The organism is Stenotrophomonas sp. YJH_SMC_17 (assembly GCF_059371655.1).
Genome location: NZ_JCAFUU010000010.1, coordinates 25,100 through 51,802, shown reverse-complemented (window position 1 = coordinate 51,802; position 26,703 = coordinate 25,100). Strand labels below are relative to the sequence as shown.

Annotated in this window: 23 protein-coding genes; 13 read left to right on the top strand and 10 right to left on the bottom strand. The window is 66.8% G+C overall.

Going from position 1 to position 26,703, the window contains the following annotated elements; translation table 11 throughout:
- Positions 1-108 precede the first annotated feature (108 nt).
- The 4 genes from AC5P8Z_RS18735 to AC5P8Z_RS18720 are packed head-to-tail and all read right to left on the bottom strand — an operon-like array spanning position 109 to position 6,929.
- Positions 109-822: a M15 family metallopeptidase gene (locus AC5P8Z_RS18735; RefSeq protein ID WP_495229731.1), complete on the bottom strand. Its 714-nt coding sequence runs from the start codon at positions 820-822 to the stop codon at positions 109-111.
- Positions 755-2,308, bottom strand: coding sequence for a serine hydrolase domain-containing protein (locus AC5P8Z_RS18730; protein WP_495229730.1), 1,554 nt, complete (start codon positions 2,306-2,308; stop codon positions 755-757). The genes AC5P8Z_RS18735 and AC5P8Z_RS18730 overlap by 68 nt, the downstream gene beginning before the upstream one ends.
- A gap of 55 nt (positions 2,309-2,363) precedes the next feature.
- The gene (locus AC5P8Z_RS18725; protein WP_495229729.1) at positions 2,364-5,387 is read right to left on the bottom strand and encodes a TonB-dependent receptor; all 3,024 of its coding nucleotides are present in this window, start codon (positions 5,385-5,387) and stop codon (positions 2,364-2,366) included.
- A 51-nt stretch (positions 5,388-5,438) separates the two neighbouring features.
- A complete protein-coding gene (locus AC5P8Z_RS18720; RefSeq protein WP_495229728.1) occupies positions 5,439-6,929 on the bottom strand; it encodes a transglutaminase-like domain-containing protein in 1,491 nt (496 codons plus the stop codon).
- A 132-nt stretch (positions 6,930-7,061) separates the two neighbouring features.
- On the opposite strand from AC5P8Z_RS18720, the gene AC5P8Z_RS18715 reads away from it, so the two are divergent.
- From AC5P8Z_RS18715 to AC5P8Z_RS18690, 6 genes are all read left to right on the top strand, one after another.
- On the top strand, positions 7,062-8,501 hold the full coding sequence (locus AC5P8Z_RS18715) for a C40 family peptidase (RefSeq protein WP_286070735.1): 1,440 nt from the start codon (positions 7,062-7,064) through the stop codon (positions 8,499-8,501).
- Positions 8,498-9,592: a dipeptide epimerase gene (locus AC5P8Z_RS18710; protein ID WP_032130035.1), complete on the top strand. Its 1,095-nt coding sequence runs from the start codon at positions 8,498-8,500 to the stop codon at positions 9,590-9,592. Before AC5P8Z_RS18715 ends, AC5P8Z_RS18710 begins: the two co-directional genes overlap by 4 nt.
- A 514-nt stretch (positions 9,593-10,106) precedes the next feature.
- A complete protein-coding gene (locus tag AC5P8Z_RS18705; protein WP_286070733.1) occupies positions 10,107-10,955 on the top strand; it encodes a MurR/RpiR family transcriptional regulator in 849 nt (282 codons plus the stop codon).
- A gap of 15 nt (positions 10,956-10,970) precedes the next feature.
- Complete coding sequence (locus AC5P8Z_RS18700) at positions 10,971-11,732, top strand: L,D-transpeptidase family protein (RefSeq protein ID WP_286070732.1); 762 nt, start codon at positions 10,971-10,973, stop codon at positions 11,730-11,732.
- Complete coding sequence (locus AC5P8Z_RS18695; protein ID WP_286070731.1) at positions 11,729-13,030, top strand: APC family permease; 1,302 nt, start codon at positions 11,729-11,731, stop codon at positions 13,028-13,030. Before AC5P8Z_RS18700 ends, AC5P8Z_RS18695 begins: the two co-directional genes overlap by 4 nt.
- A 111-nt stretch (positions 13,031-13,141) precedes the next feature.
- Entirely contained in the window at positions 13,142-13,465 is a 324-nt protein-coding gene (locus AC5P8Z_RS18690; RefSeq protein ID WP_286070730.1) for a hypothetical protein, read from the top strand.
- A gap of 104 nt (positions 13,466-13,569) precedes the next feature.
- Here AC5P8Z_RS18690 and yiaA read toward each other — a convergent pair whose 3' ends face one another.
- Entirely contained in the window at positions 13,570-14,025 is a 456-nt protein-coding gene (gene yiaA, locus AC5P8Z_RS18685; protein WP_286070729.1) for an inner membrane protein YiaA, read from the bottom strand.
- Between the two features lie 169 nt (positions 14,026-14,194).
- Between yiaA and AC5P8Z_RS18680 the strand changes: the two genes are divergently transcribed.
- The gene (locus AC5P8Z_RS18680) at positions 14,195-15,364 is read left to right on the top strand and encodes a PQQ-dependent sugar dehydrogenase (protein WP_495229727.1); all 1,170 of its coding nucleotides are present in this window, start codon (positions 14,195-14,197) and stop codon (positions 15,362-15,364) included.
- Between the two features lie 111 nt (positions 15,365-15,475).
- Here the strand turns inward: AC5P8Z_RS18680 and AC5P8Z_RS18675 are convergent, their stop codons facing one another.
- From AC5P8Z_RS18675 to folB, 4 genes are all read right to left on the bottom strand, one after another.
- On the bottom strand, positions 15,476-16,021 hold the full coding sequence (locus AC5P8Z_RS18675; RefSeq protein ID WP_286070727.1) for a hypothetical protein: 546 nt from the start codon (positions 16,019-16,021) through the stop codon (positions 15,476-15,478).
- Positions 16,022-16,134: 113 nt separating this feature from the next.
- Positions 16,135-18,309 carry a glycoside hydrolase family 3 N-terminal domain-containing protein gene (locus AC5P8Z_RS18670; RefSeq protein WP_495229726.1) on the bottom strand — a complete coding sequence of 725 codons (2,175 nt, stop codon included), beginning with the start codon at positions 18,307-18,309 and terminating at the stop codon, positions 16,135-16,137.
- 128 nt (positions 18,310-18,437) lie between these two features.
- A complete protein-coding gene (locus AC5P8Z_RS18665; protein ID WP_495229725.1) occupies positions 18,438-19,709 on the bottom strand; it encodes a mechanosensitive ion channel family protein in 1,272 nt (423 codons plus the stop codon).
- A gap of 59 nt (positions 19,710-19,768) precedes the next feature.
- Positions 19,769-20,122, bottom strand: coding sequence for a dihydroneopterin aldolase (gene folB, locus AC5P8Z_RS18660; protein WP_019336361.1), 354 nt, complete (start codon positions 20,120-20,122; stop codon positions 19,769-19,771).
- 520 nt (positions 20,123-20,642) lie between these two features.
- Between folB and AC5P8Z_RS18655 the strand changes: the two genes are divergently transcribed.
- Complete coding sequence (locus tag AC5P8Z_RS18655; RefSeq protein WP_286070724.1) at positions 20,643-21,302, top strand: hypothetical protein; 660 nt, start codon at positions 20,643-20,645, stop codon at positions 21,300-21,302.
- Positions 21,303-21,335: 33 nt separating this feature from the next.
- On the opposite strand, the gene tsaD is transcribed toward AC5P8Z_RS18655, so the two are convergent.
- On the bottom strand, positions 21,336-22,361 hold the full coding sequence (tsaD, locus tag AC5P8Z_RS18650; RefSeq protein WP_021202939.1) for a tRNA (adenosine(37)-N6)-threonylcarbamoyltransferase complex transferase subunit TsaD: 1,026 nt from the start codon (positions 22,359-22,361) through the stop codon (positions 21,336-21,338).
- A 166-nt stretch (positions 22,362-22,527) separates the two neighbouring features.
- Here tsaD and rpsU point away from each other — a divergent pair, with 166 nt between their 5' ends.
- The 5 genes from rpsU (at position 22,528) to AC5P8Z_RS18625 (ending at position 26,679) form a co-directional block, all read left to right on the top strand.
- Positions 22,528-22,743, top strand: a complete 216-nt coding sequence (gene rpsU, locus AC5P8Z_RS18645; RefSeq protein WP_002808376.1) for a 30S ribosomal protein S21 — start codon at positions 22,528-22,530, stop codon at positions 22,741-22,743.
- Positions 22,744-22,876: 133 nt separating this feature from the next.
- The gene (locus tag AC5P8Z_RS18640) at positions 22,877-23,320 is read left to right on the top strand and encodes a GatB/YqeY domain-containing protein (RefSeq protein ID WP_049426948.1); all 444 of its coding nucleotides are present in this window, start codon (positions 22,877-22,879) and stop codon (positions 23,318-23,320) included.
- 104 nt (positions 23,321-23,424) lie between these two features.
- Positions 23,425-24,345, top strand: a complete 921-nt coding sequence (locus AC5P8Z_RS18635) for a YihY/virulence factor BrkB family protein (RefSeq protein WP_286070722.1) — start codon at positions 23,425-23,427, stop codon at positions 24,343-24,345.
- A gap of 61 nt (positions 24,346-24,406) precedes the next feature.
- Positions 24,407-26,149 (top strand): DNA primase, encoded by a 1,743-nt coding sequence (dnaG, locus tag AC5P8Z_RS18630; RefSeq protein WP_286070721.1) that lies wholly within the window; start codon positions 24,407-24,409, stop codon positions 26,147-26,149.
- A gap of 29 nt (positions 26,150-26,178) precedes the next feature.
- The gene (locus AC5P8Z_RS18625; RefSeq protein ID WP_495229724.1) at positions 26,179-26,679 is read left to right on the top strand and encodes a protein tyrosine phosphatase family protein; all 501 of its coding nucleotides are present in this window, start codon (positions 26,179-26,181) and stop codon (positions 26,677-26,679) included.
- The last annotated feature ends 24 nt before the right edge of the window (positions 26,680-26,703 follow it).

Here is a 26,703-nt window from a genome sequence, read left to right as displayed (position 1 = left end):
AAATCGAATATCTCGACGATTGAACAAGGAGCAGCCGAGCATGGGCTCGGCTCTACAACGGACCGCGCGGGAAACCGTCAGAGGCGGGGCGCAGCCCTGCCGATACCCCTACCGCACTGGGATGTCGTACGCGGTGCCCGGATCCGGTTCGGGCTGCAGGGTGTAGTGCCACCACTCCTGCGGGTAGTTCACGAAGCCACGTCGCGCCATCGCCTGCAGCAGCTGCTGGCGGTTTGCCTGCTGCCTGTCAGTCAGCCCACTCGTCCGTGTATGCGCACGCGGGCCGAAGAAATCGAAGTCGGTGCCCATGTCCAACGGCGTGCAATCACCGCTGCGGCAATCCAGCAGGCCAAGGTCGACGGTGGCACCGCGGCTGTGGCCGGAGCGCTCGGCGATGTAGCCGTCGGCCAGCAGGCGCGGCTTGTCCAGGCCCGGGTACTGCAGGGCCTTGCGCGAAAGCTCGCGCGGGTCGTTCACCCAGGCCATGAAGGCCTGCACCGAACGCACCGGGCGGTAGCAGTCGTAGAGCCGCAGGCCGAAGCCCTGCGCACGCAGGTCCTGTTCCACCTGCGCCAGCGCCTTCGCCACCGGCACCAGCAGATAGCACGATGGCGCCTCGTAGCCCGGCACGCGCGCACCGGTGAAGTTGTTTGCGCCGGCGTAGCGGATGTCCATGTCGATACGCGGCGACAGCGAACGGATCTCGACCAGACCGGCACTCGCCGCGTCCGTTGCGGGCGAGACGCGCGGTGGTTCAGCGGCGTGGGCGGTCGCTGCCAGGGCAGTCGCCAGTACGAGTGAAATGCAGGTCCTGGAAGTCATAGCTGAAGTCGATGTCCGGATCGATGGCACGCAGGTCCAGTGTCGGTGCCGGGCCTTCGCCTGGCTGCAGCCACGCCTGCGCGTCGTCGCCCAGCGTATCCCAGCGCAGCAGCCAACGCTCCTGCAGTTGCAGTACGGCGCCCTGCAGCCGCGGCGATCTGTCCACGCTGAAGCGCAGGCCGTCCCTGCCCGGGCACAGCGATGCGGGCCCCAGCCAGGGATCACTGTAGCGACCCTGCCAACGCGGCAGATCATCGCCACGTGCCGGCTGTGCGGCTGCGGTCGCTGGCCGTTGGTGGCCAGATGCTGCCTGCGCGACCTGGTCAGCCTTCAGTTCAGCCAGGTACGCCATCGCTGGACGCGCATCATGGGGCGCGGTAAAGCGCTTCAGCATGGCCTGCATCAACGCGGTACGCGCATCCTCGCCATCGCCGTTGATCAGCATCACCACGCCCACCCTGCGGTCGGGCAGCAACGCCAGCGACGAATACATGCCTGACAGCGTGCCGGTATGCGCTACCTTCCACTGCCCGTCCATGTCCGATACCCGCCAGCCATACCCATAACCGTAGAAATGCGCGTTGTCCCAGCGCCGCTGGCGCTCGCCCAGTGGCATCGGCATGTGCAGGGTCCACAGCGTGCGGCGTTGCGTGCTGTCCAGCCAGCCAGGTACCAGGGCGGGATCGAGCAGCACCTGCATCCAACGCGTCATGTCGCGCAGCGAACAACGGATGCCACCCGCCGCCATCGAAGGCAGGTCCGGGCTGATCGCAGCATCGGCGTTCACCACCTCGTTGCGTCCACCACGCCGGGCATGCGGCTGTGCCACGTTGCCCACGCGTTTCACCGACCACGCCCCCACCTGGCAGCGCGTCATGCCCAGTGGTTCGAACACCTGCTCGCGCATCAGCTGGTCATACGGCTTGCCGCCCGCCGCCGCCGCCACTTCGCCGGCCACCACGTACATCAGGTTGTCGTACGCGTAGCGGCTGCGGAAGCTGCTGACCGGCTTCAGGTGCGCCAGCCCGGCGATGATGTCGGCGCGGGTGAATGCGTTCGGCTCCGGCCACAGCATCAGGTCACCGGCGCCCAGGCCGAGGCCACTGTTGTGGATCAGCAGGTCGCGCACCTGCATCTGCTCGCCCACCCACGCATCGTGCATGCGGAAGTCAGGCAGATGCCGCTGCACCGGATCGTCCCAGTGCAGCCTGCCCTGCTGCACCAGTCGCGCCAGCAGCGCAGCGGTCATCGCCTTGCTGTTGGAGGCGATCTTGAACAGCGTGTCCTCGTCGATGCGGCCGCCATCGCCACGCGCGCCTTCGGCATGGCGATGGACCACCCGCCCGTTGTCGACCACTGCCAGCGCCAGCCCGGGCAGATGCTCGGCCTGGACCACGGTGCCGATGTCGGCATCGATGGCGGCGCTGTCGACCGACGAAGCGGACGGGGCGGCCAGTGCCGCCGCGAGGATCAACAGGTGGTGCATGCGGGCAGACCCTCCATTGCCCGCGCCGCCGCAGTGGACGGCGCGGATCGTGGCCTCAGAAGTTCCAGGTCACCACCAGCTGGGTATAGCGCGGGGCCTGCCAGCGCGTGCCGGTCGCAAATGTCGCCTCACGGTACTGGCCGGGTTGCGCTTCATAGCGCTGGTGCACGTTGATGGTCTTCTGGTTGTTGGTGATGTTGTAGACCGACAGACGTGCACTGAGGTCGATACCTTCCACCGGCAATCGCCAGGTCACGTTGGCCCCCATGGTCCAGGTCCACGGCAGGCGACCGAACGCACCGCGCGGGCTGTATTCGAACTGGCGCTGGTTGTAGGGGCCTGAACAGTTGGCCACGCACAGCCAGCCGGTGCCACCACCACTGCCTTCACTGGACGTGCTGCCACCGGCGATGGAGTCGTTCGGCCACATCACGCCGTAGGCGGTGATCGGGCCACCGGACTGCACCTGCAGCGTGGTACCGAACGACCACTGCTTGTTCAGCGCATACGCGGCACGCAGCTTGAACTGATGGCGGAAGTCGTTGAACAGAACACCATAGCGTTCATTGGTGGCCGGGTGGTCCCAGAACTGCACCATGCCGGTGTCACCGTAGTTGGTATCGGAGTTCACCGGCCCTTCGAAGTTGCCCTCGCTCTTGGACCACAGGTAGGACGCGTTGAACATCCACTTCTCGTCCCAGGCACGGTCGATCTGGAACTCCAGCGCCTTGTAGGTGCGCTTGGGCTTGGAGTAACCGATCACCTCGCCACTGCCGCCCTTTCGATAGCCGCTGTTGGCGGTATCGATGGTGATCCAGCCTTCGTTGGCGCAACCGATGCTCTTGTCGCCCCAGATCGTCAGGCTCTCGCCCGGGTTGGCGATCGGCCACAGCGTGCTGGGAGTCGGGCCGCACGGGGTGTAGTTGATGCGGATGTCATCCAGCGCGCGGGTCATGCGCCGGTAGGTGGCATTGACGCCCCACGACCAGGCCTGGTTGATCATGTTCTGGAAGCCCAGGATGTATTCGTCCTGGTAGACCGCCTTCAGGTCGCGGTCCACGCTCTGGCGCAGGTCGGCACCGCCGGTGTTCATGCGGGTGTCGGTCGGCCCGATCTGCTGGCCGACGATCGGTGCCATGTACGGCGAACCGGTCGGCGAGGTCTTCTGTTCCCAGCCGTTCAGTACGTAATAGCTGTATTCGTCGGTCAGGCCACCGGCGAAATTCACGTTGATGTTGTTGGTGACCGGCAGGTAGTAGCGGCCGGCGTTGCCGAACAGTTTGGTGCTGCCATCACCGCGCATGTCCCACGAGAAGCCGACGCGGGGTGCGATCAGGTCATCCATCTTGATGAACGCCTTGCCGGCGGCGGTGCGGTTCTCGAAGCGGTCCCAGCGCACGCCGAGGTTCAGCATCAGGTTCGGGGTGATGTTCCAGATGTCTTCCAGATAGAAGGCATTGGCCTCGGTCTCGAAGGTACCGCCCGAGCGGCGGTTGCGAGCGCGCAGCATCTCGGTGACGCCAGCCGGTACGTAGGCGTTGGCGCCATCCCACACTTCATCCCCCGGCCGCGCCAGGTAGGCGGTGTAGCTCAGCGCGGTCGGCCCTGGATAACGCGTGGACTGCTTGGTGGTCATCAGCTCGCGATCGACACCGAAGCGCAGGAGGTGGTCGCCCAGCTGCCATTCGAAGTCCAGGCGCGCCACGTCGCGGGTGTCGTCACGCTCGGCCACGGCCGCACCGGTCGGATGGCAGCCGGCACGCAGGCCCTGCAGCTTGCCCAGCCGCGGGCCGTAGGTACTGTCGGTGAACACCGGGCTGCAGGCCTGATCCAGCGATGAACTGGTGAACGCACGCTGGTTGTTCTGGCCCACCATGGCGCGGGCGGTGAAGTTCTGGCCGAAGTGGCCGGTGTAGGTGGCCGACCAGTTGCGGCCGCCAGTCTCGGTAACCGAATCGCCGCCCCAGGCACCGAGCTGGTCGGCCTTCCAGTTGTAGCCGTACGACGCATTGGTGACGTCGCCCTCGTCGGAGAACGCCAGCAGTGCCAGGCTGTGGTTGTCGTTGATGTTCCAGTCCAGCTTGGTGCCCCAGAAGCCGTTGCCGGAATCGTTCTTGAACCAGGTACTGCCATCGGACGAGGTGTTGTGGCCCTTATCACTGCGGTCCTCGTACATCGCGAACAGGAACAGCTTGTCCTTGATGATCGGCCCCGAGCCCCAGACATTGGTCTTCAGGAAGGAGTTGTTGTCGCGGCTGCCGTAGGAATGCGGAGTACCGTCACGGTGGAAATGATCGCCGCCACTGGCGCGCCACGCACTGGGCTCGGCGGTGACTTCAACGCCGCCCTCGAATTCGTTGCTGCCCGAACGGGTCACGGCATTGATCACGCCGCCGGTGGAGCGGCCAAACTCGACTGAGTATCCGCCGGTCTTGACCTGGAACTCGTTGAAGAAGGCAAACGGCGCGGTGCTGAAGCCACGACGGGTGTACATGTCGGTGACATTCAGACCGTTGATGAAGACCGCATTCTCGGCCACCGATGAACCGGCGAACGACAGGCCACCGAATGACGAGTTTCCACCGACCACGCCCGGCGCCATCAGCGCGACCGCAGACAGGTCCTGCGCCACCGGCAACCGCGAGATCTCCTGGCGGTTGATGTTGAACGAGGTTTCGGTGGAGTAGACATCCACGCGGTTGATCACGCGGGTGCCAACCACTTGCAGTGCATCCAGGTTGGTGACACCGCCGCCGCTGGCCAGGTTGACCGTGGTGGTGCCGCCGACGGCAACGCTCACCGGCACCTGATCGCCCAGCTTCTGGCCATCGCGGCTGAGCTGCAGCTGATAGTCACCCACCGGCAACTGGCCGAGGCGGTAGCTGCCATCGGCACCAACGGTGACGGTACGGGTCAGGCCCGTGCTGCTGCTGACCACGGTCACCTGGTCACCGGCGGTTGCACGGCCGGCCACCGCGCCGCTCACGTTCTGTGCCATCGCAATGCCTGGCAGCACTGCGCCCAGACACGCCCCCAGGGCGACGCACAACGCCGCCCGCTTGATGCTGTAAGCCTTCATCCCCTGCTCTCTCCTGCAAGAATTGAATGGTGTGAGTTGCGATATGTCGCGCTAGCGTTGCCCGGCTGGCAGTACCCGCCACTGGAAGTCGTAGCTCCATTGGTCGAAGTACAGGTTGCCGCCTGCCCACTCGGCCTCGCCGCGCTGCGAGTCGACCGTTTCCGAGCGGAAGTGCTGTTTGGCCGGCACCAAGGGCTGGCCGAAATCGTCGTTGAAGGCGATACGGTAGCCATCGAGGCCCCCCAGGTAGAAATCGCGCAGTGCCGGCACATCGCTGGCCAGCGCGCCGGTGGTCACGTCCATTGGCAGCCAGCCGTACGGCGCCAGGTAGACCTGCCCCCAATCATGCAGGTTGTTGTAGCCGCTGCCGTCGTCGGAGAACACCATGCCCGACTGCCAGCGCGCGGGAATGCCGTTCAGGCGCAGCAGCGTGATCAGCAGCAGGGTCTGCTGGCCGCAGTCGGCATGGCCGGCACGCAGCGCGTAGTCGCTGATGTTGCTGATCGTGGAATATTCGCGCGCTCCGGCCCAGGGAATGCGGTCGACCGCAGTAAACAGCTTGCGTACCACTTCATGCGGGCGCGTCTCGCCCTGCAGCACCTGGTCGGAGAACAGCTTCAATGCCGGCGTGAAGCGCACATGCGGCAGCTGTTCGGCCAGGAAGGGCTTCAATGCGGGATCGTTCGGTGTGGCCTGCACCTTGGCGGGATCGATCGCGGTGTGCCGGGCAAAGAGCGTGACCGCATAGCGGATCTCGAAGCGGGTCGGCTGCCCGGCCACGGCCTTGGCCTCCAGGTAGGCGGTGCGCTGCAGGGTACTGGCGGGTGCCACCCGCGACTTGCCCGGGGTGCTGCCCAACCACTGCACCTGTTCCTGCTGCCCCGGCATTTCGCGTGGGTACGGAATCCACGCGCGCACGGTTTCGCCGGCCGGCACCGCATCGGCCTTCACCGTCAGCGATTGGGTGAATTCGATGCGCTGTGGCAGCACCGAGGCCTGCCCGCTCTGCGCTGCCGCAGCGAGCACCCGCATGTGGTGTTCGTTGAGCACTTCGTTCGGGCCCGGCGCCGGCATCGGCGCATCTGCGCGGCGGCGTGCACGCGCTTCGTCGCTGAGCAGGAACAGGTTCGATGGTGCGCGCTTGAAGTACCAGCGCGTGCCATCAATATCGAGGTGTTCGATCAGGCCGAGCTGGTCCCAGCGTGCAAATTCCTCGTCGGTGAGGTCGGGAATCCAGCGGCGCACGGCGGACCTGGCGGCGGTTTCGTCGAGGGAAAAATCCAGGCGGATGCGGCGCATGCGTTCTTCCTGGAACGCGATGTCGTCGACACTGACGCCAGGCTCCGCCGCGTCGGCGGCCGACCAGGTGTTCAGTTCGCTGTGCGCTTCAAAGAACCGTCCCGCGTCGATCATCTGCACGACACGTGCAAACTGGGTGGCCGACGGCGGCGGCTCCGCTCCCGCCGACCATGCCCACAGCAGCAGCGCGGCACACAGGCCGGCAGCAGCAGGCAGACGCGGTTTGCGAACGGCAGGATCCACAGCGACACTTCCCCAGCGCGGGTGGTAATGGCTGTGTAACACGGGCTGCCGGACCGGTCAATAATTTATTCTTGCTTTCGCCAGAGAAAGGAATAAATATTCCATCTGGCATTTTAGGAGGGTATGCAGCGCATGATCCTGGCTTTCCGCGCACCGGACCGGCAGTGGCCGCGCCGGTTGACCCTGGCCCTTTGCGTGCTGGCCGCACCGGCTTTCGCACAGGCTGCACCGCCACCTGACCCCGGCGCGCCGCTGCCCTATGTGGTTGGCCTGCACGAGGCCTACCTGACCCCGCAGTACTGGGCCGCGCGCCTGGACAACGCTGACGCGCCGATCCTCGACCGCGCGCAGATCGACGCGCAGAACGCGCGGATGCGGGCGCAGGACAGCCACATCCAGGACATCGCCGCACTGCCCGCACAGCTCGATGCCGCGCAGGTACGCGCCAGCATCAGCGCATTGTCGCGCTGGCCCGAGCGTGTACTGTTCAACGAGAAGGGCCAGGCCATCGCCCCCGCGCTGCGCAGTGGCATCGAAGCCAACCTCGGCCTCGATGCGATTCCTTCCCAGGTGTCACCAGCCTTCGGCCTGGTGGTGAAACGCGCGGCGCTGCGCACCTTCCCCACCCGCGAACGCGTCTTCAGCACGGCCGGCGACACCGACATCGACCGCTTCCAGGAATCGGCACTGTTCCCCGGCGACAAGGTCGCCGTGGTCCACCGCAGTGCCGACGGCCGTTGGCTGTTCGTGCACAGCGAGCGCTACAGCGCGTGGATCGAAGCCGACGCCATCGCCAGCGGCGACAAGGCCACGGTGCTCGGCTACGGCGCAAAGGGCCCGTACCGCATCATCACCGGTGCCACGGCGCAGACCGCCTACACCCCGGAGGAACCGCGCGTCTCGCGCCTGCAGCTGGACATGGGCGTGCGCCTGCCGGTGCTGGCCGACTGGCCCGCCGCCGAACCGGTGAACGGCCAGCAGGCGCATGCCTCGTGGGTGGTGCAGCTGCCGGTGCGCGAAACCGATGGCCGCCTGAAACTGGTGCCGGCGCTGCTGCCGCGCTCGCAGGACACCGCCGCCGACTACCTGCCGCTCACCCCGCGCCTGCTGCTGCAGCAGGCCTTCAAGTTCCTGGGCGAACGCTATGGCTGGGGCCACGACTACGACACCCGCGACTGCAGCGGGTTCGTTTCCGAGATCTACCGCAGCTTCGGCGTGCTGCTGCCGCGCAATACCAGCGCACAGGCGATCAGCCCGGCACTGGACCGCCTGCCCTTCACCGGGAAGGTCGGCAAGGCCGCGCGCGACCGTGCGGTCACCGATCTGCAGGTGGGCGACCTGGTCTACATTCCCGGGCACGTGATGATGGCCATCGGCCACGTCGACGGCCGCACCTGGGTCATCCATGATACGGCGGGCGGCAGCTGGTTCGGTGCCGACGGCAAGCGCGTACAGGCCCACCTCAATGGTGTTTCGGTCACCCCGCTGGAGCCGATGATGGCCAGCGATACCGTCCGCTACATCGACCGCATCACCAACATCCAGCGCCTGCGGGCCAAGACTCCTGAATGAAGATCACCGCCATCGAACTGGGCATGCTGCGCGTGCCGCTGAAAACGCCGTTCAAGACCGCCCTGCGCACGGTGGAGACCGTGGAGGACGTGGTGGTGCTGATCCGCACCGACACCGGCCACACCGGCTACGGCGAAGCCCCCGCCACTGCGGTGATCACCGGTGATACGCACGGCTCGATCATCGAAGCGATCCGCCACTTCATCGCGCCGCGCCTGATCGGCCAGGACGTGGCCAACCTCAACCGCCTGTGCGGGCTGGTGCAGACCGCGATGGAGCGCAACACCAGCGCCAAGGCCGCGGTGGAGATCGCGCTGTACGACCTGTGGGCGCAGCTGCACGGTGCACCGCTGTACCAGATGCTCGGTGGCGGCGACCCGGTGATCACCACCGACATCACCATCAGCGTGGACTACATCGACAAGATGGTGGCCGATTCGCTGTCGGCCATCGAGCGCGGTTTCGAATCGCTGAAGATCAAGGTGGGCAAGGACATCGGCCTGGACATCGAACGGGTCAAGGCGATCCATGCCGCCGTCGAAGGCCGCGCCCTGCTGCGCCTGGACGCCAACCAGGGCTGGACCGCCAAGCAGGCGGTGCATGCCATGCGCACGCTGGAAGAGGCCGGTGTGGTGCTGGAACTGCTGGAGCAACCGGTCAAGGCGGCCGACATCAGCGGCCTGAAGTACGTCACCGATCGCGTCAACACACCGGTGATGGCCGATGAAAGCGTGTTCAGCCCCAGCCAGGTGATGGACCTGATCCAGCAGCGCGCGGCCGACATCATCAACATCAAGCTGATGAAGACCGGCGGCCTGTCCAACGCGATCCGCATCGCCGACATCGCCGGCATCTACGGCGTGCCGTGCATGATCGGCTGCATGATCGAATCGAGCATCAGCGTGGCCGCCGCCGTGCACCTGGCGGTGGCCAAGAGCGATGTGATCACCAAGGTCGACCTGGACGGCCCGTCGCTGGGCCAGTTCGACCCGGTCAGCGGGGGCGTGCATTTCAACGAGTCGGAGATCAGTATCAGCGACGTGCCGGGCTTGGGCATCACCGAAGTGCGTGGGCTGGAGATGCTGGGTTGATCTCTGCCTTGCGGCTGACGTTGCCTGCCACTGACGCTGGGTCGCGCGTTACTTTTCTTTTCGCGAAAAGAAAAGTAACCAGAAGAAACGCTCCGCCGGCCGCGAGCCGGTGCTACGCACCGGTTCCCTGCGCTCCTCGGCCCGTCGAGGGACGGCGCGGGAACTCGCTGCGCTCAGACACCCGCGCCTCTTCGCCCTCGCCGGACCTGCGGTGCTCGGCTCGCTACAAGGCGGACTCAACGTCCAATGCAACAGCTGCACCCAGTAGATCCACGCCACGCGTGGAAGCGCTTGTTTTTGCCCTACCCCGTAATCCCTTCGCGGCTGGCACGCGCGCGATGTGTCCAGGGTCGGGCGGGTGGGGCTTGCGGGGGTGTCCGCCGCATGGATGCGGCGGCCAAGCCTACACGGACGTACTTGCGGCGTCCCCCGCAATCCCCACCCGCCCGACCCACCCCATAATTCGCTTTATGCGGCCAACCGCAACGCCTTTGCAGACCCCCGGACACCCCGCATGCCGCCCCTGCTGAAGATCCGTTCCGAGCGCGGGCAGATGTCGGCCATCGAGCGACGCATCGCCGACTTCATCCTCGACAACGCCCACCTGCTGCGCGACTACTCGTCCCAGCAACTGGCCAGTGCGCTCGGCATCAGCCAGTCCAGCGTCGTGAAGTTCAGCCAGAAGCTCGGCTTCAAGGGCTACCCGGACCTGAAGTACTCGATCGGCCAGGACGTGGCTCGCGCCGGTGCCGATCCACAACAGGCCCCCAGCGAACCCGACAGTGGCGATGACTACCTGCGCCTGGGCGACGCCCTGCGCCGCAGCAAGGCGCAGGCCGAGGAGGAAACCCGCCAGGCCAACCCACGCGAGGAAATCGAGCGCATCGTGCAGCTGCTCGACGGCGCGCCCAAGCTGTTCGTGTACGGCCTGGGTGACGACGGCCTGTATGCCCGCGAGTTCGCCATGCGGCTGTCGCTGCTCGGCCTGCTGGTGGTACCGCATACCGACCCGATCCTGATGCTGGCCAACCTGTCGGCCGCACGCCCCGGCGATGCGCTGCTGGTGTTCTCCGAATTCGGCAACCTGCCGCAGCTTTCGCAGCTGTCGCGGCAGTTCCAGGACATGGGTGGCAAGGTGATTTCCATCACCCGCCACACCGCCAACCCGCTGCGCGCGCATGCTGACGCAGCACTGGGGGTGTGCGCGCACGATCGCACGCCGCAGGTCGCGCAGCTGCTGTACCGTAGCGCCATGCATGCCCTGCTCGATTTCCTGTTCGTGCTGCTTTGCCACACCAATCCGGACCGCCAGCAGCAGCTGGCGGTGAACCTGGAGCGGATCGATCACCTGCTGGATTCCTGACCGGAGCACCTGTTGATGAAATCGCTGGTCCGTCGCGCTACCGCTGCGCTGCTGCTTGCTGCAGCGGTGTCCGTCCACGCCGCGCCGCTGGAGGGTGCGCGCCAGCTGATCGTGGTCACCAGCGAAGGCTGGGACAGCACCCAGGGCCAGCTGCAGGCCTATGTGCGCGATGGCAAGGGCTGGCATGCGCATGGAGAGGCGTTCCCGGTGGCACTTGGCCGCACTGGCAGTGCCTGGGGCCTGGGCCTGCACCCGGCACAGGCCGATGGCCCGCAGAAGCAGGAAGGCGATGGCCGCAGCCCGGCGGGCGTGTTCGCGCTCGGCAGCGCGTTCGGCTATGCCGTCACACGCCCAGGCACGGCCATGGCCTACCAGCCGATGCTTGAAAGCAGCTACTGCATGGACGTACCCGGCTCGCCGTTCTACAACCGCATCGTCGATGAAAGGAAAGTCGGCAGTGCGGCGATCAAGGGCTCCACCGAGCCCATGCGGCTGGACCTGCACAACAAGGGCGACGTGCGCTACCAGGAAGGCTTCGTGATCGCCCACAATCCGGACAACCAGCCGGGCAAGGGCAGCTGCATCTTCGCCCATCTGTGGCGCCAGCCCGGCGAGGCCACGGCCGGCTGCACCGCTATGCCGCAGGCACGCATGCGGGCCCTGCTGGACTGGTTGCGCCCGCAGGAGGCGCCGCGCTTCGTGCTGCTGCCGCGCGCCGAATACACACGCCTGCAGGCCCAGTGGCAGCTGCCCGCACTCAGCGGAGACGCCCGTTGAGCGCGCAGGACGAACCGCAGCTGCAACGCGCGGTCAGCCGCTGGCAGATCGTCGGCCTGTCAATCAACGATGTGATAGGCAGCGGCATCTACCTGCTGCCGGCCGCCACCGTCGCCCTGCTCGGCCCCTTCAGCCTGTGGGGCGTGGTCGCCGCCGGCATCGTCGTCGCGCTGCTGGTGCTGTGCTACGCCCAGGCCGCCAGCTACTTCGATGAACCCGGCGGCAGCTACCTGTATGCGCGCGAAGCGTTCGGGCGCTTCGCCGGATTCGAGATCGGCTGGATGATCTGGCTGACCCGCATCAGCTCGGCGGCCGCATTGAGCAATGCGCTGGCCGATGCGGTCGCGCGGTTCTGGCCATGGGCCGGTGCCGGCATGGGGCGCATCGCGATCATCGTGGTGTCGCTGGGCTTCCTGACCGGCGTCAACATCATCGGCGTGCGCTCGGCCGCGCGGACCGGCGTGGTGCTGGTGATCGGCAAGATGCTGCCCCTGCTGCTGTTCGTGGCCATCGGTGCGTTCTATATCGACCCACAGCTGGCGTTCTCCGGCCAGCGCCCGGACCCGCATGACCTGCAACGCATGGGCGAGGCCGCGCTCCTGCTGCTGTACGCCTACGCCGGTTTCGAAAACATCCCCGCTGCGGCGGGCGAGTACCGCAATCCGCGCCGCGATATCCCATTCGCGCTGATCACCATGATCATCACCGTCACCGTCATCTACGGCGCGGTGCAGGTGGTGGCACAGGGCACGCTGGCCGGCCTGGCCAGCTCGGCAACGCCGCTGGCCGATGCCGCCGCCGGCTTCGGTGGCGAAGCACTGGCGCTGATCCTGACGGTGGGTGCCACCATCTCCATCCTCGGCACCAACAGCAACACGATGATGATGGGCCCGCGCTTCCTGTTCGCACTGGCCCGTGATGGCTATGGCCCGAAGATCCTGGCGCAGGTGCATCCACGCTTCCACACGCCGGCCGCATCGATCCTGTGCCAGGGTTTGATCGCACTCGGACTGGCGCTGTCTGGTTCGTTCGTGCAGCTGGCGCTGCTGTCGATGACCACGCGGTTGTTCGCCTACATCGGCACCGCGGCTGCGGTGCTGGTGCTGGCCAAGCGCTTCGCGGACCGGCCAGGCGCGCTGAAGCTGCCCGGTGGCCCGCTGATTCCGGTGCTGGCGCTGCTGCTGTGCCTGGCGCTGTTCGCCAGTGCCAGCTGGCAGAACATCGCCGCGGCGCTGGTGGCGTTTGGCATCGGCGCGGTGATCTACAAGCTGCCGCGCAAGGATGCCGACGCCGGGTGACCGGTCGCACCGGGCCATGCCCGGCGGATTGATCTGGTGATCACGCTGCCGGACCGGGCCGTTAACCACCACGCAGGCACGATCAGGCTTCGTCAACAACGGAGCCCTTCCATGGCTGAGTACCAGATTCCCGGCCGCGTACCGGACGACAGCACGCCGCGCGATGCGGTCAGCAACTACTGGCGCGAACGCTACACGGCCGAGCCGTACTACGACGACCAGCTGTTCTTCGAGGACTACGAGCCTGCCTACCGCATCGGCCACGCCGCGCGTGCACAGGACATGATCCGCGCCTACGAACAGGTCGAAGCCGAGCTGGAATCGCGCTGGGCCAGTGAACGCGGCCGCAGCCGGCTGGAATGGGCGCAGGCGCGCGGCGCTGTGCGCCGTGGCTGGGAGGATGCACAGCTGGCGGACCCGCGGTTGAAGCGGTAACGCCATGCTTCTGTAGAGCCGAGCCCATGCTCGGCTGAGAGTCGAGCATGGCGCGACGCTACAGAAATCCTGCGAGAGCCGAGCGTGGGCTCGGCTCTACGGATTCACTCCTGTTCCGGCAACGGTGGCACGACCGGGCTGCGCGTGCTCTCACCAGCACCTGCAGCGATGAGGTCGCGGGTGTTCTTCTGCACCGCCACCGCACCGAACAGCGACAGCGCGTAGGCCATGCCGTAGAAGCCTTTCTCGCTCGATGCCAGCGTGGCATTCCACAGCCCAACCAGCAGCAGCATCAGCGCCGAGAGCAGCGCGAACCAGCACAACGCGTAGTACAGCGCGCTCACTGGGATACCCTCAACGCGGTCACGCACACTCTTCTGCAGCGACACCGCCGCGAACAGGCCGAACAGCAGCAGGGTCAGGTAGTAGCCCTTTTCATTGAGCGCCATCGTGGCGGCGTTGAACAGGCCGATCAGGTAGGCCGCCGCGCCCAGCAGCAGGGCCACCCACGAGGCGGCGATGAAGGCGGTGGACGGCTTGTGGGGCATGGCAGTGTTCATTGCAGATCCTTGGCAGGCAGTCGGGCACGCTTTGCCCGGGCGTGCCCACCCTAGACGATCCCGCCGCCGTCGCACAGGGGGGAGCAGGACCTTCGGGCCACGACGGTCACGCCTCCAGTGGTATACAAGGGACAGCCCGGCCATCCGCATCCCCGCCCTGGAGATACCCATGACCCGCACACCCCTGCTGCTCGCCCTCGGCCTGGTGCCGATCCTCGCCGCCTCTGCCTGCAATGCCGCCGACCCTGGCGCCAACGGCGCCCAGACCAGCGCGCCCGCAGCCGCCTCCGCCGCCGACCAGCGTCCGTTCACCGCTACCGAAGTCAGCCGTTTTGACCAGCCGTGGGCGATGACCTTCCTGCCTGACGGCAGCCTGCTGGTCACCGAGAAGCGCGGCAAGCTGCAGCACCTGGATCTGGCCAGCGGCCAGAAGCATGAGATCACCGGCGTTCCGAAGGTCGCCTACGGTGGCCAGGGTGGCTTGGGCGACATCATCCTGCACCCCGACTTTGCCCGGAATCACGTCGTTTACCTCAGCTATGCCGAGGAAGGCACGCTGGATACCCGCGGCGCGGCCGTGGCCCGCGCCACGCTGGCGCTGGATGCGAACGGGGCTGGGCAGCTGAAGGACCTGAAGGTGATCTGGCGGCAGACTCCCAAGGTCAGCGGCCAGGGCCACTACGGCCACCGCCTCGCCTTCGGCCCGGACGGCAAGCTGTGGATCAGCTCCAGCGAGCGGCAGAAGTTCGATCCGGCCCAGGACATGGGCGGCAACCTCGGCAAGATCATCCGCCTCAACGACGATGGCAGCCTGCCCGCCGACAACCCGTTCGCCTCGCAGGGCGGCGTTGCCGCGCAGGTGTGGTCGCTGGGCCACCGCAATATTCTGGGCATGGCCTTCGACGCCAACGGCAAGCTGTGGGCACATGAGATGGGCCCGGCCGGCGGCGACGAACTGAACCTGATCGTGCGCGGCGCCAACTACGGTTACCCGGTCGTTTCCAATGGCGACCACTACGACGGTCGCCCGATCCCCGACCACAGCACCCGCCCTGAATTTGCTGCGCCCAAGGTGACCTGGACGCCGGTGATCTCGCCGGCCGGCTTCGTGATCTACAGCGGCAGCCTGTTCCCACAGTGGAAGGGCAGCGGCTTCATCGGTGGGCTGTCGTCGACCTCGCTGGTGCGTGTGGCCTTCGACGGCGACAGCGCGCGCGAGGCCGAACGCTTCAACATGGGCGAGCGTATCCGCGAAGTGGAACAGGGCCCGGATGGCGCCCTGTGGCTGCTGGAAGACGGCAGCAAGGCGCGCCTGTTGAAGCTGACGCCGAAGGCCTGAGGCAGCGCCGGCCGCTGGCCGGCCCCCTGAATTCTTCCGGCATCCTGCGGCCGCCGGCCAGCGGCCGGCACTACCCTTCTGCAACGGCCCCGCATGCGGGGCCGCTTCCGTTTACTGGATGGTGATGACCTTCACCTCGGTCTTCGTGCAGGCCTGGTCCAGGCACTGCCCGTTCAACCACACCTGTCCATCGCCGATCATCACGCCCTGCTGGTTGACGAAGACCTTGCCGAAGTCCTGTTCGGACACCGCCTTGACCACCGCCGGTGTGATGATCTTCTCGTAGTTGCGCTGGAACTCGCCCGGGCCGGTGATCTTCTTTCCATCCGCGATGTTCAGCGGGAAGCGCACTTCCTCCACCACGGCAGCACGATCCCCACCGACCACTGCGGTCTTGAACGCGTTGAACACCTTTTCGTACTGCGCCGCATCACCAAGCAGGGTTTCGATGCGTGCGCGTGCGTCTTCCGCGGGCGCATCCGCTTCGGGTGCGGCCGGGGCAGCGGCGGCGGGCTCAGCGGTGGGTGCCGCGGGCGTTGCCGGGGCGCTGGCCTCCATCGGCGGCGGTGCATCCGCGACGGGCTCGGACGGTGGTGCCGCCGGCTGCGAACAGGCCGCCAGCAACAGGGCGGGAATCAGACAAGCCATCCGGCGCATGCGCGCACTCCATCGAAACAGGGAGCCCGATGGTAGCGCCCGGGCACGCCCGGCGTGTTCGTGCAATGTGAGCGCAGCAACGCCGGGCATGGCCCGGCGCTGCCATACCGCGATCAACCCTTCAGCAGCTCGAACTGCACGGCTTCGCCGGCCGCCGACGAGGCGCAGACCCACAGGTCAAACTGACCCGGTTCCGCACGCAGCACGCCGTCGCGGCCGGTGAACGCCAGCTGCTCACGGGTCAGGGTGAACACCACTTCGGCCGACTCGCCCGGCTGCAGTGCCACCTTGCGGAAGTCCTTCAGTTCGCGCACCGGGCGCACGCGGCTGGCCACGCGGTCGTGGATGTACAGCTGCACCACTTCCTCGCCGGCCACGCGGCCGGTATTGGTCAGCACGGTGGTGATGGTCAGGGTGTCCTCCCAGCCGAGCTGTGCCGTGCTCAGCTGCGGCACGCCGTAAGCGAAGGTGGTGTAGCCGATGCCATGGCCGAACGGGTACAGCGGTTCGTTCGGGATCTCGCGCCAGCGCGCCTTGAACTCCGACATGGTCGGCAGTTCCGGGCGGCCGGTACGCGGGTGGTTGTAGAAATACGGCTGCTGGCCGGACACCTGCGGGAAGCTGACCGGCAGGCGCGCGGACGGGCTGTAATCACCGAACAGCACATCGGCCACGGCATGGCCGGTCTGCGTGCCCAGGTACCAGGTGACCGCCACGGCGTGCGCGTTGCGCACCGCGCCCTGCAGCGCCAGCGCGCGGCCATTGCGCAGCAGCACCACCAGCGGTTTGCCGGTCATCGCCACCGCTTCGGCCAGCGCCTGCTGTGCCGGCGGCAGAGTGATCTCCACGCGCGACTGCGCTTCGCCGCTGTAACGCTGCGGTTCGCCCAGTGCCAGCACCACCACGTCGGCACGCAGCGCGGCGGCAACGGCCGCTTCGGTGCCGCCCGGAATCGCGGTTTCCAGATCACAGCCGGGCACGATCTCCAGCAGCGAGGCATCGCCGATGGCGGCGCGCGCGCCGGTTTCCAGGTCCACATAGCGCTGCTTGTCACCGAACAGCGTCCAGCAGCCTTCGATGTTCTCGCGGTCCTGCACGAAGGGGCCGATCAGGGCGATCTTCTGCCCGGTCTTCTGCAGCGGCAGCACGTTGTCGCGGTTGTTCAGCAGCACGATCGAGCGGCGCGCGGCATCGCGCGACAGTTCGTCATGCGCGGCGATGTGCGAGGTATCGGCTTCGCGCGCCGGGTCCAGCGAACGGTACGGGTCGTCGAACAGGCCGATGGTTTCCTTCAGCCACAGGATGCGGCGCACGCCTTCATCCAGCACCGCCATCGGCACCTCGCCGCTCTCGACCAGGCCCGGCAGGTGCTCGGCGTAGAAGCCGCTCTGCATGCTCAGGTCCAGGCCGGCGGTGAACGCCTTGGCGGTGGCATCGCGGTCGTCGGCGGCATAGCCGTGGGCGACCAGTTCCATGTCGGCGGTGTAATCGGAGATCACTACGCCCGGGAACTTCCACTCACCGCGCAGGATGTCGGTCAGTAGTTCGGCATTGGCGCTGGCCGGCACGCCGTTGATGTCGTTGAACGAGGACATCACGGTGATCGCGCCGGCGTCGAAGGCGGCCTTGAACGGCGGCAGGTGCACGTCGCGCAGGGTCTGCGGCGAGATGTCCACCATGTTGTATTCCATGCCGGCCATCACCGCGCCATAGGCGGCGAAGTGCTTCGGCGTGGCCAGCAGCGAATCGGCGGCACGCAGATCGCCGCCCTGGAAGCCGCGCACGCGGGCGGCGGCGAACGCGCAGCCCAGGACCACGTCCTCACCGGCGCCTTCGGCACCCCGGCCCCAGCGCTGGTCGCGGGCGATGTCCACGGCCGGTGCGTAGGTCCAGTGCAGGCCGGCGGCGGTGGCCTCGATGGCGGTGGCGCGCGCAGTGCGCTCGGCCAGGTCCGGCTCGAAGCTGGCGGCCTCGCCCAGCGGAATCGGGAACACGGTACGCATGCCGTGGATGACGTCGGCCGCCAGGATCACCGGGATGCCCAGGCGGCTCTCCTCGGTGGCGACCTGCTGGATGCGGCGACCCAGTTCGGCGCCGACGCCATTGAACAGCGAGCCGACCTTGCCCTCGCGCACCTGCTGCAGCACCTGGTCGGCATTGCGCACGTTGGCTTCCGGGTTCACGTCCGGGGCGAACGGGCGGACCATGTCCGCGAAGACACCCAGCTGGCCGACCTTTTCCTCGACGGTCATCTGGGCAATGAGGGATTCGATGCGATCGGAGGCCACCAGCAGTCCTTGATGAAAACGTTTACAAGCCCGGCATTCTAGCGATCCCGAGCCATTTGGCGAGAGGTTTCGTCATTCAGTTTCAGGCTCCAGCCGGATCCGTACGGTCCGGCCGGAGGCATCGCAGCTTACTCCGAGCCGGCCAGCTGGCGCTGCCCGGCCATCAACATGGCGTCGCTGGAGGCCTGGAACACCCGCAGCCCGAAGGCGGGCAGGATGGCCAGCAGGTGGTCGAAGATGTCCGACTGCACCGCCTCGTACTCGCCCCAGGCGGTGCTGCGGGTGAAGCAGTACAGCTCCAGCGGCAGGCCCTCGGTGGTCGGCTGCAGCTGCCGTACCAGCAGGGTCATGTCGGTATGGATGCCCGGATGGCTGCGCAGGTAGCGCTCGACGTAGGCGCGGAAGGTCCCCAGGTTGGTCACCCGGCGGCTGTTGACCTCGGCCACGCCCTGCTCGCGCAGGCGCCCGTTCCACTGCCCCAGCTCCTGTTCCTTCTCACGCAGGTAGTCGCGCAGCAGCGCGAACTGGCCGAGGAAGGCCAGGTCGCCCTCGTCCAGGAAGCCGACGCTGTGCTGGTCCAGGTACAGCGCGCGCTTGATGCGGCGGCCACCGGCTTCCTGCATGCCGCGCCAGTTCTTGAACGACTCCGTCACCAGCTTCTTGGTCGGGATGGTGGTGATGGTCTTGTCGAAGTTCTGCACGGTGATGGTGTGCAGGGCGATGTCGATCACATCACCATCGGCGTTCTGGCTGGGCATCTCGATCCAGTCACCGATGCGCACGCGACCATCGCCGCTGATCTGCACGCTGGCTACCAGCGACAGGATGGTGTCCTGGAAGATCAGCATCAGCACTGCGGTGGCGGCGCCAAGGCCGGTGACCAGATAGCGCAGGTCGACACCGGCCAAGGTGGCGACAATCGACAGGCCGGCGATCACGAAGATGACGATCTTGGCGACCTGCAGGTAGCCCTTGATCGGCTTGTTGCGTGCTTCGGGGCGACGTTCGTAGAGATCGTTGGCCGCATCCAGCGCATGCGAGATGGCCAGCACCACGGTCAGGATCGCCCACGCCTGGCAGGCGCCGATGATGAAGCTCACCAGCCCCGGCGGCAGATCGGGCACGATGCGGATGCCGGAAGCGATCACCTGGCTGGGCACCACATTGGACAGCCGCGAGATCACCCGCATGAGGTGGCTGCCACGGCCGGTGTCAGCGCCCGGCAGGCGCTGCAGCAGGCGCCGCAGGCCCCGCAGCAGGATGCGCTTGGTCACCCAATTGGCCAGGCCGGCGGCGATCAGCAGCGCCGAGATCATCAACGCCAGGTAGGCGCCAGGATAGGGTTCCAGTGTGTCCTGCAGCTTTTCCAGCCACTGTACCGCCACCACCGCGTCTACCATCCGTTGTCTCCTTGTTTTATTGCTGATGAGGTTGCCGACCTGCGGCCGGGTTTACCGGGTCAGTCGCGCGTGCGCTCGATGATCACGCCCACCGCGCGCGCGCCGCGCACCGCACCGGGCTTGCTCAGCTTCAGGCGCAGCCACTTCACGTCGAATTCGGTCAGTACGATCTGGGCGCAGCGCTCGGCCAGGGTCTCGACCAGGCCGAACTCCGACTCGCGCACGAACTGCTCCAGGCGCTTGCTCACCGCCTTGTAGTTCAAGGTGTGGGCGATGTCGTCGGTGGCCGCGGGGCGACGGTTGTCGAAGCCCATTTCCAGGTCGAACACCAGGTCCTGGCGGATCCGTCGCTCCCAATCGTAGATACCGATCAGGGCGTCGATCGTCAGCCCCTCGATGAAAACCTTGTCCATTGCGGTTACCAGCGCCAATACAGGCCACCATGGTAACGGCACGGCGGTGACCCTGCCTGGAACGGGCAGTGGACCGCCGGCGTGGGGCGGCCCGGAAAAGACAAAGGGCCCTGCTAGCGGGGCCCTTTGGTACCTCTCAACGTCCCCAGGGGGAGCTGGAATCCAGCCGCGAGTCCCGGAGCACACGCTGGCGCAGGTATCCCATCGGTCCTGCTCGATGCGAGAGGCGATTGCGGCAATTGCTGGTGACGGAAAAAACAAAGGGCCCCGCTAGCAGGGCCCTTTGGTACTACCGTTTGTCCCCGGGGGGAGCTGTTGAACAGCCGCGAGTCCCGGTGGCGCAGGCACGCAGGGTAGGCAAGGACCGGATCGTCGGTCAAGGCCAATTCCGACAGGCAAGCTCAGGTATTCGTCCGAGGCGAAACACGGAGAATCGGCCGCACGGACAACGACGTTCCCTTATGGTTGTTGCCCGCCTGACTGGCCAACATCGATCCATTCTTCACCACCGCACATCACGATGGCTTCATACGATGCACTGCGGCGCGCGTTGTCAGCGGAGCGTCTGTCCACTTACGAGAGAATCGCATCGACCTGCGGCCCCGACGTCACAGCCGAATCCCTCTACCTCTGGAACATGCGGCTGTGCGGTGCACTGATGATGCCGGTCCATCTGTGCGAGGTGGTCACCCGCAATGCCGCGGCAATGGTTCTTGTTCGGCAGCACGGTCCACGTTGGCCCTGGAATGATGCCTTTAGACGCAGGCTGCCAACTTCGTCCAGTACTTCTCCACGCACGGCACTGGAACAACTTGCCAGTCGCGTAAGCGATACACCTGAAATCGTCGCCAACCTGCCTATGGTGTTCTGGCAGCAGCTATTCACATGTCGCTTCGATTCCACGCTGTGGATACCGGCACTCAGCGGAGTCCTGCGCCATGCGCCTTGCGCCCACCCCAGTGTCATCCGGAAAGCCATCCACGCGGATATTGGCCGCATCCGCCACCTGCGCAACCGCATCGCCCATCACGAGCCCATCCTCGAGCGCGACATCGGCGCCGACCTGGCCGCGATCGGGCGGCTGATCCACGCCCGTAGCCCGCACACCCTGGGCTGGCTGCAGCGCCATGAGCGGGCGACGACCGTGCTGGCGGCGTCGCCGTTGGCAGGGCATCGGTAATACGTCCGCCGGGCGTGGCCCGGCGCCGCTGGTTCACACCGCTGGCAGGGTCGCCATGTCCCAGCGCGGGGTCACGTCCACCTTCGGCGGGCTGTGCTGGCCGGCCTGCAGGCGCAGGGCGCCGGCGAAGGCGATCATCGCGCCGTTGTCGGTGCACAGTGCCGGTCGCGGGAAGCAGGCGCGGCCGCCCAGGCGCTCGGCCATCTGCTGCAGGCGGGCGCGCAGGCGCTTGTTCGCGCCCACGCCGCCGGCCACCACGATCACGTTGGTGCCGGCCGCTTCAAGCGCGCGCTCGCACTTGATCGACAGGGTCTCGACCACGGCATCTTCAAAGCCACGGGCGATGTCGGCGCGGGTCTGCTCGCTCTGGTCGCTGTCGCGCCAGGCCATCAGGACCTGGGTCTTCAGGCCGGAGAAACTGAAATCCAGCCCCGGGCGGTCGGTCATCGGCCGCGCGAAGCGGTACGCGCCCGGCGTGCCCTGCTCGGCCAGCCTGGCCAGCTGGGGGCCACCCGGGTATGGCAGGCCCATCAGCTTGGCGGTCTTGTCGAAGGCCTCGCCGGCCGCATCGTCCAGGGTCTCGCCCAGCAGGCGGTACTGGCCGATGGCGTCCACCGCCACCAGCTGGGTATGGCCGCCGGACACCAGCAGCGCCACGAACGGCGCTTCCGGCGGGTCGTCCTCCATCAGCGGGGCCAGCAGGTGGCCTTCCATATGGTGTACGCCCACCGCCGGCACCTCCAGCGCCCAGGCCAGCGAGCGGGCCACGCCGGCGCCCACCAGCAGCGCACCGACCAGGCCGGGACCGGCCGTGTAGGCCACCCCGTCGATATCGCCTACGCCAAGGCCGGCGTCGGCCAGGGTCTGGCGCACCAGCGGCAGCAGCTTGCGGACGTGGTCGCGGCTGGCCAGCTCGGGCACTACACCGCCGTACTCGGCATGCAGGGCGATCTGGCTGTAGACCGCATGGGCGCGCAGGGCCGCGCTGCCGGCCAGGTCGGTGTCATACACCGCCACGCCGGTCTCATCACAGGAAGATTCGATGCCAAGGACTCGCATGCCTGCTATTATGACGCCCCTGCCGCCCCCTCGGGGGATGTGCAGATCTCACTGCTTTCGAACTTCCGGCCCGTATTCAGGGTTGGCCGCTTGCAGTTTGTCTATTCGCCGCTATAATGTGCGGCTCGCCGGGCGTGACCCGGTTCTACTGTGTCCCGGAGATTCCATGCCCAGCGTCAAAGTCCGCGAGAACGAGCCCTTCGAGTTTGCTCTTCGCCGCTTCAAGCGCACTTGCGAAAAGGCCGGTGTGCTGGCCGAAACCCGCAAGCGCGAGTTCTACGAAAAGCCGACCCAGGAGCGCAAGCGCAAGGCCGCCGCTGCTGTGAAGCGTCAGCTGCGCCGCTCGTCGCGCGACGTCACCAAGCGTCAGCGCCTGTACTGATCGGACGCATCTTCATTGCGACGGGCCTGCCTGTCGCGATGGAGCCGAAGCCGGCACGCGCGAGCGTCGCCGGCTTTTTGCGTTTCCGGGTTCGGGCATCCGCCCCGCCCCACCTACCACCACGAGGTTCCTCATGAGCATGAAGCAGCAGCTCACCGACGACATGAAGGCCGCCATGAAGGCGGGCGAGAAGCACAAGCTGGGCGTGATCCGCCTGATCAACGCTGCCATCAAGCAGCGCGAAGTGGACGAGCGCATCGAGCTGGACGACACCGCCGTGATCGCCGTGCTCGACAAGATGGTCAAGCAGCGCAAGGACTCGGTCAGCCAGTTCGAAGCCGCCAACCGTGAAGACCTGGCCGAGATCGAGCGCGCCGAGATCGTGGTCATCGAAGCCTACCTGCCGGCCAAGATGGGCGAAGCCGAGATCGTGGCCGCCATCCAGGCCGCCATCGCCGAAACCGGTGCTTCCGGCCCGGCCGACATGGGCAAGCTGATGGGCGCGCTGAAGCCCAAGCTCGCCGGCCAGGCCGACATGGGCCTGGTGTCCAAGCTGGTCAAGCAGCTGCTGGCATAAGCCATTGCCGGGGTCGGATCCCTTTCGCATCGCGGAAGGGCTCTGACCCCATCAGCGCCCCTGTTTCACCGCACCTTCGTCGGTCGCCTGCTACAACCGCACACATGGTCGAACCCGAGCCCAACGTTCCCGTGTCACTGCACAAGTACATCAAGCGCCTGCAGGACAGCTTCCCGATGGCGGTGGCCAAGCGCTTCATCGACGTCGACGTGCTGACCCAGGCAGCTTCCGTCTCCTTCTACGCCCTGCTGTCGATGGCACCGTTGCTGGTCCTGCTGCTGTGGCTGACCGCCTCACTGTACCCCCCGGCCCAGCAGGCGCTGATCGACCAGATCAGCTCGGTGGCCGGCAGCAGCGCGGCTACCGTGGCCGAAACCGTTCTGAAGAACGCCGACAACCAGCCGGATGTCGGGTCGCTGGCGGGTGTATGGAGCACGCTGCTGCTGTTCGTGGGTGCCACCGCCGTGTTCGCCCAGCTGCAGAACGCACTGAACCTGATCTTCCGCACCAGCGGCGAGCGCCTGGAAGGCGTCAAGGCCTGGCTGCGCAAGCGCGTGTTCTCGTTCGGCGTGGTGCTGGCGCTGGGCTTCCTGTTGATCCTGTCGATGACCGCCACCACGGTGCTGCAGGTGGCCTTCGCGCAACTGCCTTCGATCCTGCCCGCGCTGGGGTACGTCACGAGCCTGCTGCTTTACGCAGTCGGCTTCGCCTTCATGTACCACTATCTGCCCGACCGTCGCGTGGCGTGGCGCCAGGCCTTCATCGGCGGCGTGATCACCTCGGCACTGTTCGCACTGGGCCGCTACGGCATCGGCGTCTACATCGCCACCGTGGCACCCGGCAGTGCCTACGGCTCGATGGGCGCGCTGGTGATCTCGCTGGTCTGGATCTACTACGCCACCGTGGTCTTCTTCGTTGGCGCACTGATGACGGCTGTGATCGATGAACGCCTGCGCGCACGTCATCACCTGGCCGCAGCCGGCATTGATCCGGCAACCGCCAGCCAGGTGCCCGACAGGGGGTAAACTAGGCCGACCGCCCCCGGTTCCGTCGCGTGGTCCTGCACCGCGCCCTGCCCTGTTGCCCATGGCCCGTATCCCCGACGCTTTCATCGACGACCTGCTCGCCCGCACCGACATTGTCGAGGTGGTGGGCAGCCGCGTGCCGTTGAAGCGCCAGGGCAAGGAGTACGCAGCGCGCTGCCCGTTCCATGACGAGCGCTCGGCCTCGTTCACGGTCTCGCCCACCAAACAGTTCTATCACTGCTTCGGCTGCGGCGCGCACGGCACCGCGATCAGCTTCCTGATGAACTACGACCGCCTCGAGTTCCTCGACGCGGTGGATGAGCTGGCCAAGCGCGCCGGCATGGAAGTACCGCGCAACGAGAACCCGCGCAGCCCGCAGCAGCAGGACGACAGCCGCGAGCTGTACTCCGCTCTGGACGCCGCTGCCAAGTTCTTCCAGAAGAACCTGGAAGGCAGCGAGAAGGCGCGCAGCTACCTCGACGGCCGCGGCGTGGACGAAGAGAACCGCGCACGCTTCCAGATCGGCTATGCGCCCGATGGCTACAGCGGGCTGCGCGATGCGCTGGGCAAGGACGAGCGGCGCATGAAGCTGCTCGACCGCGCCGGCCTGTTCTCCAAGAACGACCGCGGCCACGTCTACGACAAGTTCCGCGACCGGGTGATGTTCCCGATCTTCGACCGCCGGGGTCGGGTGATCGCCTTCGGCGGCCGCGTGTTCGAGAAGGATGACGGCCCCAAGTACCTCAACTCGCCCGAGACCGCACTGTTCCACAAGGGCCGCGAACTGTACGGCCTGTGGCAGGTGCGCCAGGCCAACCAGAAGATCGAGCGGCTGATCGTGGTCGAGGGCTACATGGACGTGGTCTCGCTGTTCCAGTTCGGCGTCACCCAGGCGGTGGCCACGCTGGGCACCGCGACCACGCCGGACCATGCCGAGCTGTTGTTCCGCAACGCGCCGGATGTGTTCTTCTGCTTCGACGGCGACGCCGCCGGCCGCCGCGCCGGCTGGAAGGCGCTGGAGTCGGTGCTGCCGCGCATGAAGGATGGCCGCCAGGCCTTCTTCCTGTTCCTGCCCGATGGCGAGGACCCGGACACCATCGTGCGCAAGGAAGGCGCCGAGGCCTTCAACGAACGCTTGAAGCAGGCCACGCCGCTGTCGCAGTTCTTCTTCGACGAACTGACCCGCGAGATCAACCTGGGGACGCTGGACGGCAAGGCGCGCCTGGCCGAACGCGCAAAGCCGATGCTGGCGCAGATTCCCGACGGCGCCTTCGGCGATCTGATGAAGCAGCAGCTGGGGCAGCTGACCGGCCTGGGGGGTGGCAACGCTGCCGCCACGCGCACACCGCAGCCACAACGCCAGCCCTCGCGCACGATCCAGCCAGTGGCCAGGCGCAGCCTGGTGCGCGGCGCGATCGCCGTGCTGCTGCAGCAGCCGTCGCTGGCGCTGACCCTGGGCGGCAAGCATCACTTCCAGGGCCTGCGCCTGCCCGGCGTGGAGCTGCTGCTGGAGCTGCTGGGACTGGTCGAACAGCGCCCGGACATCAGCACCGGTGCCCTGCTGGAACACTTCGACGGCCGCGAGGAACAGTCCTCGCTGCATACGCTGGCGGCACAGACGCTGCCCGGCACCGAGGCCAGCTGGACCCAGGAACTGCACGACGCGGTGGCCCAGCTGGAAAAACAACTGCTGGTGCAACGTCTGGACGAACTGCTGGCAAAGCAGCGCCAGCAGGGTCTGGACGATACTGACAAGTACGAACTGCGCGAGCTGCTGAAGGCCCGCGCCGGGCTGCGCCTGTAGAGGGGCAGAACGCTTTCACGGAGAGGACCATGCTGCTGCGCCTGACCTGCCTGCTGTTGTCGTCGCTCTGCCTGCCGCTGGCGGCCCTGGCCGCAGATGGCCCGCTCAATGAAGTCCGTCCGGGCCTGTATGCCGGCGGCCAGCCCAGTGCCGCACAACTGCGCGAACTGGCTGCACAGGGTGTGCGCACGGTGATCGACCTGCGCCAGTCCGACGAGGACCACGGTTTCGATGAAACCCAGGTGGCCGAATCGCTGGGCCTGCGCTATGTACGCATTCCGGTGGCCGGCGCCGAGGGGCTGGATGCGCCCAATGTGCGCGCCGTGCATCAGACCCTGCAGCAGAGCCAAGGGCCGGTGCTGCTGCACTGTGCCTCCGGCAACCGCGCCGGTGCCGTGCTCGGGCTGGTCAATGCACGCTACGAACATGCCAGCCCGGAACAGGCCCTTCAGCTGGGCCAGCGTGCCGGCCTGAAGTCGCTGGGAGCCGCCACCCGCCAGCGCCTGGCCACGCCAGCCGCTTCGCCCTGACCCCCCACCGCTCAAGGATCCTGT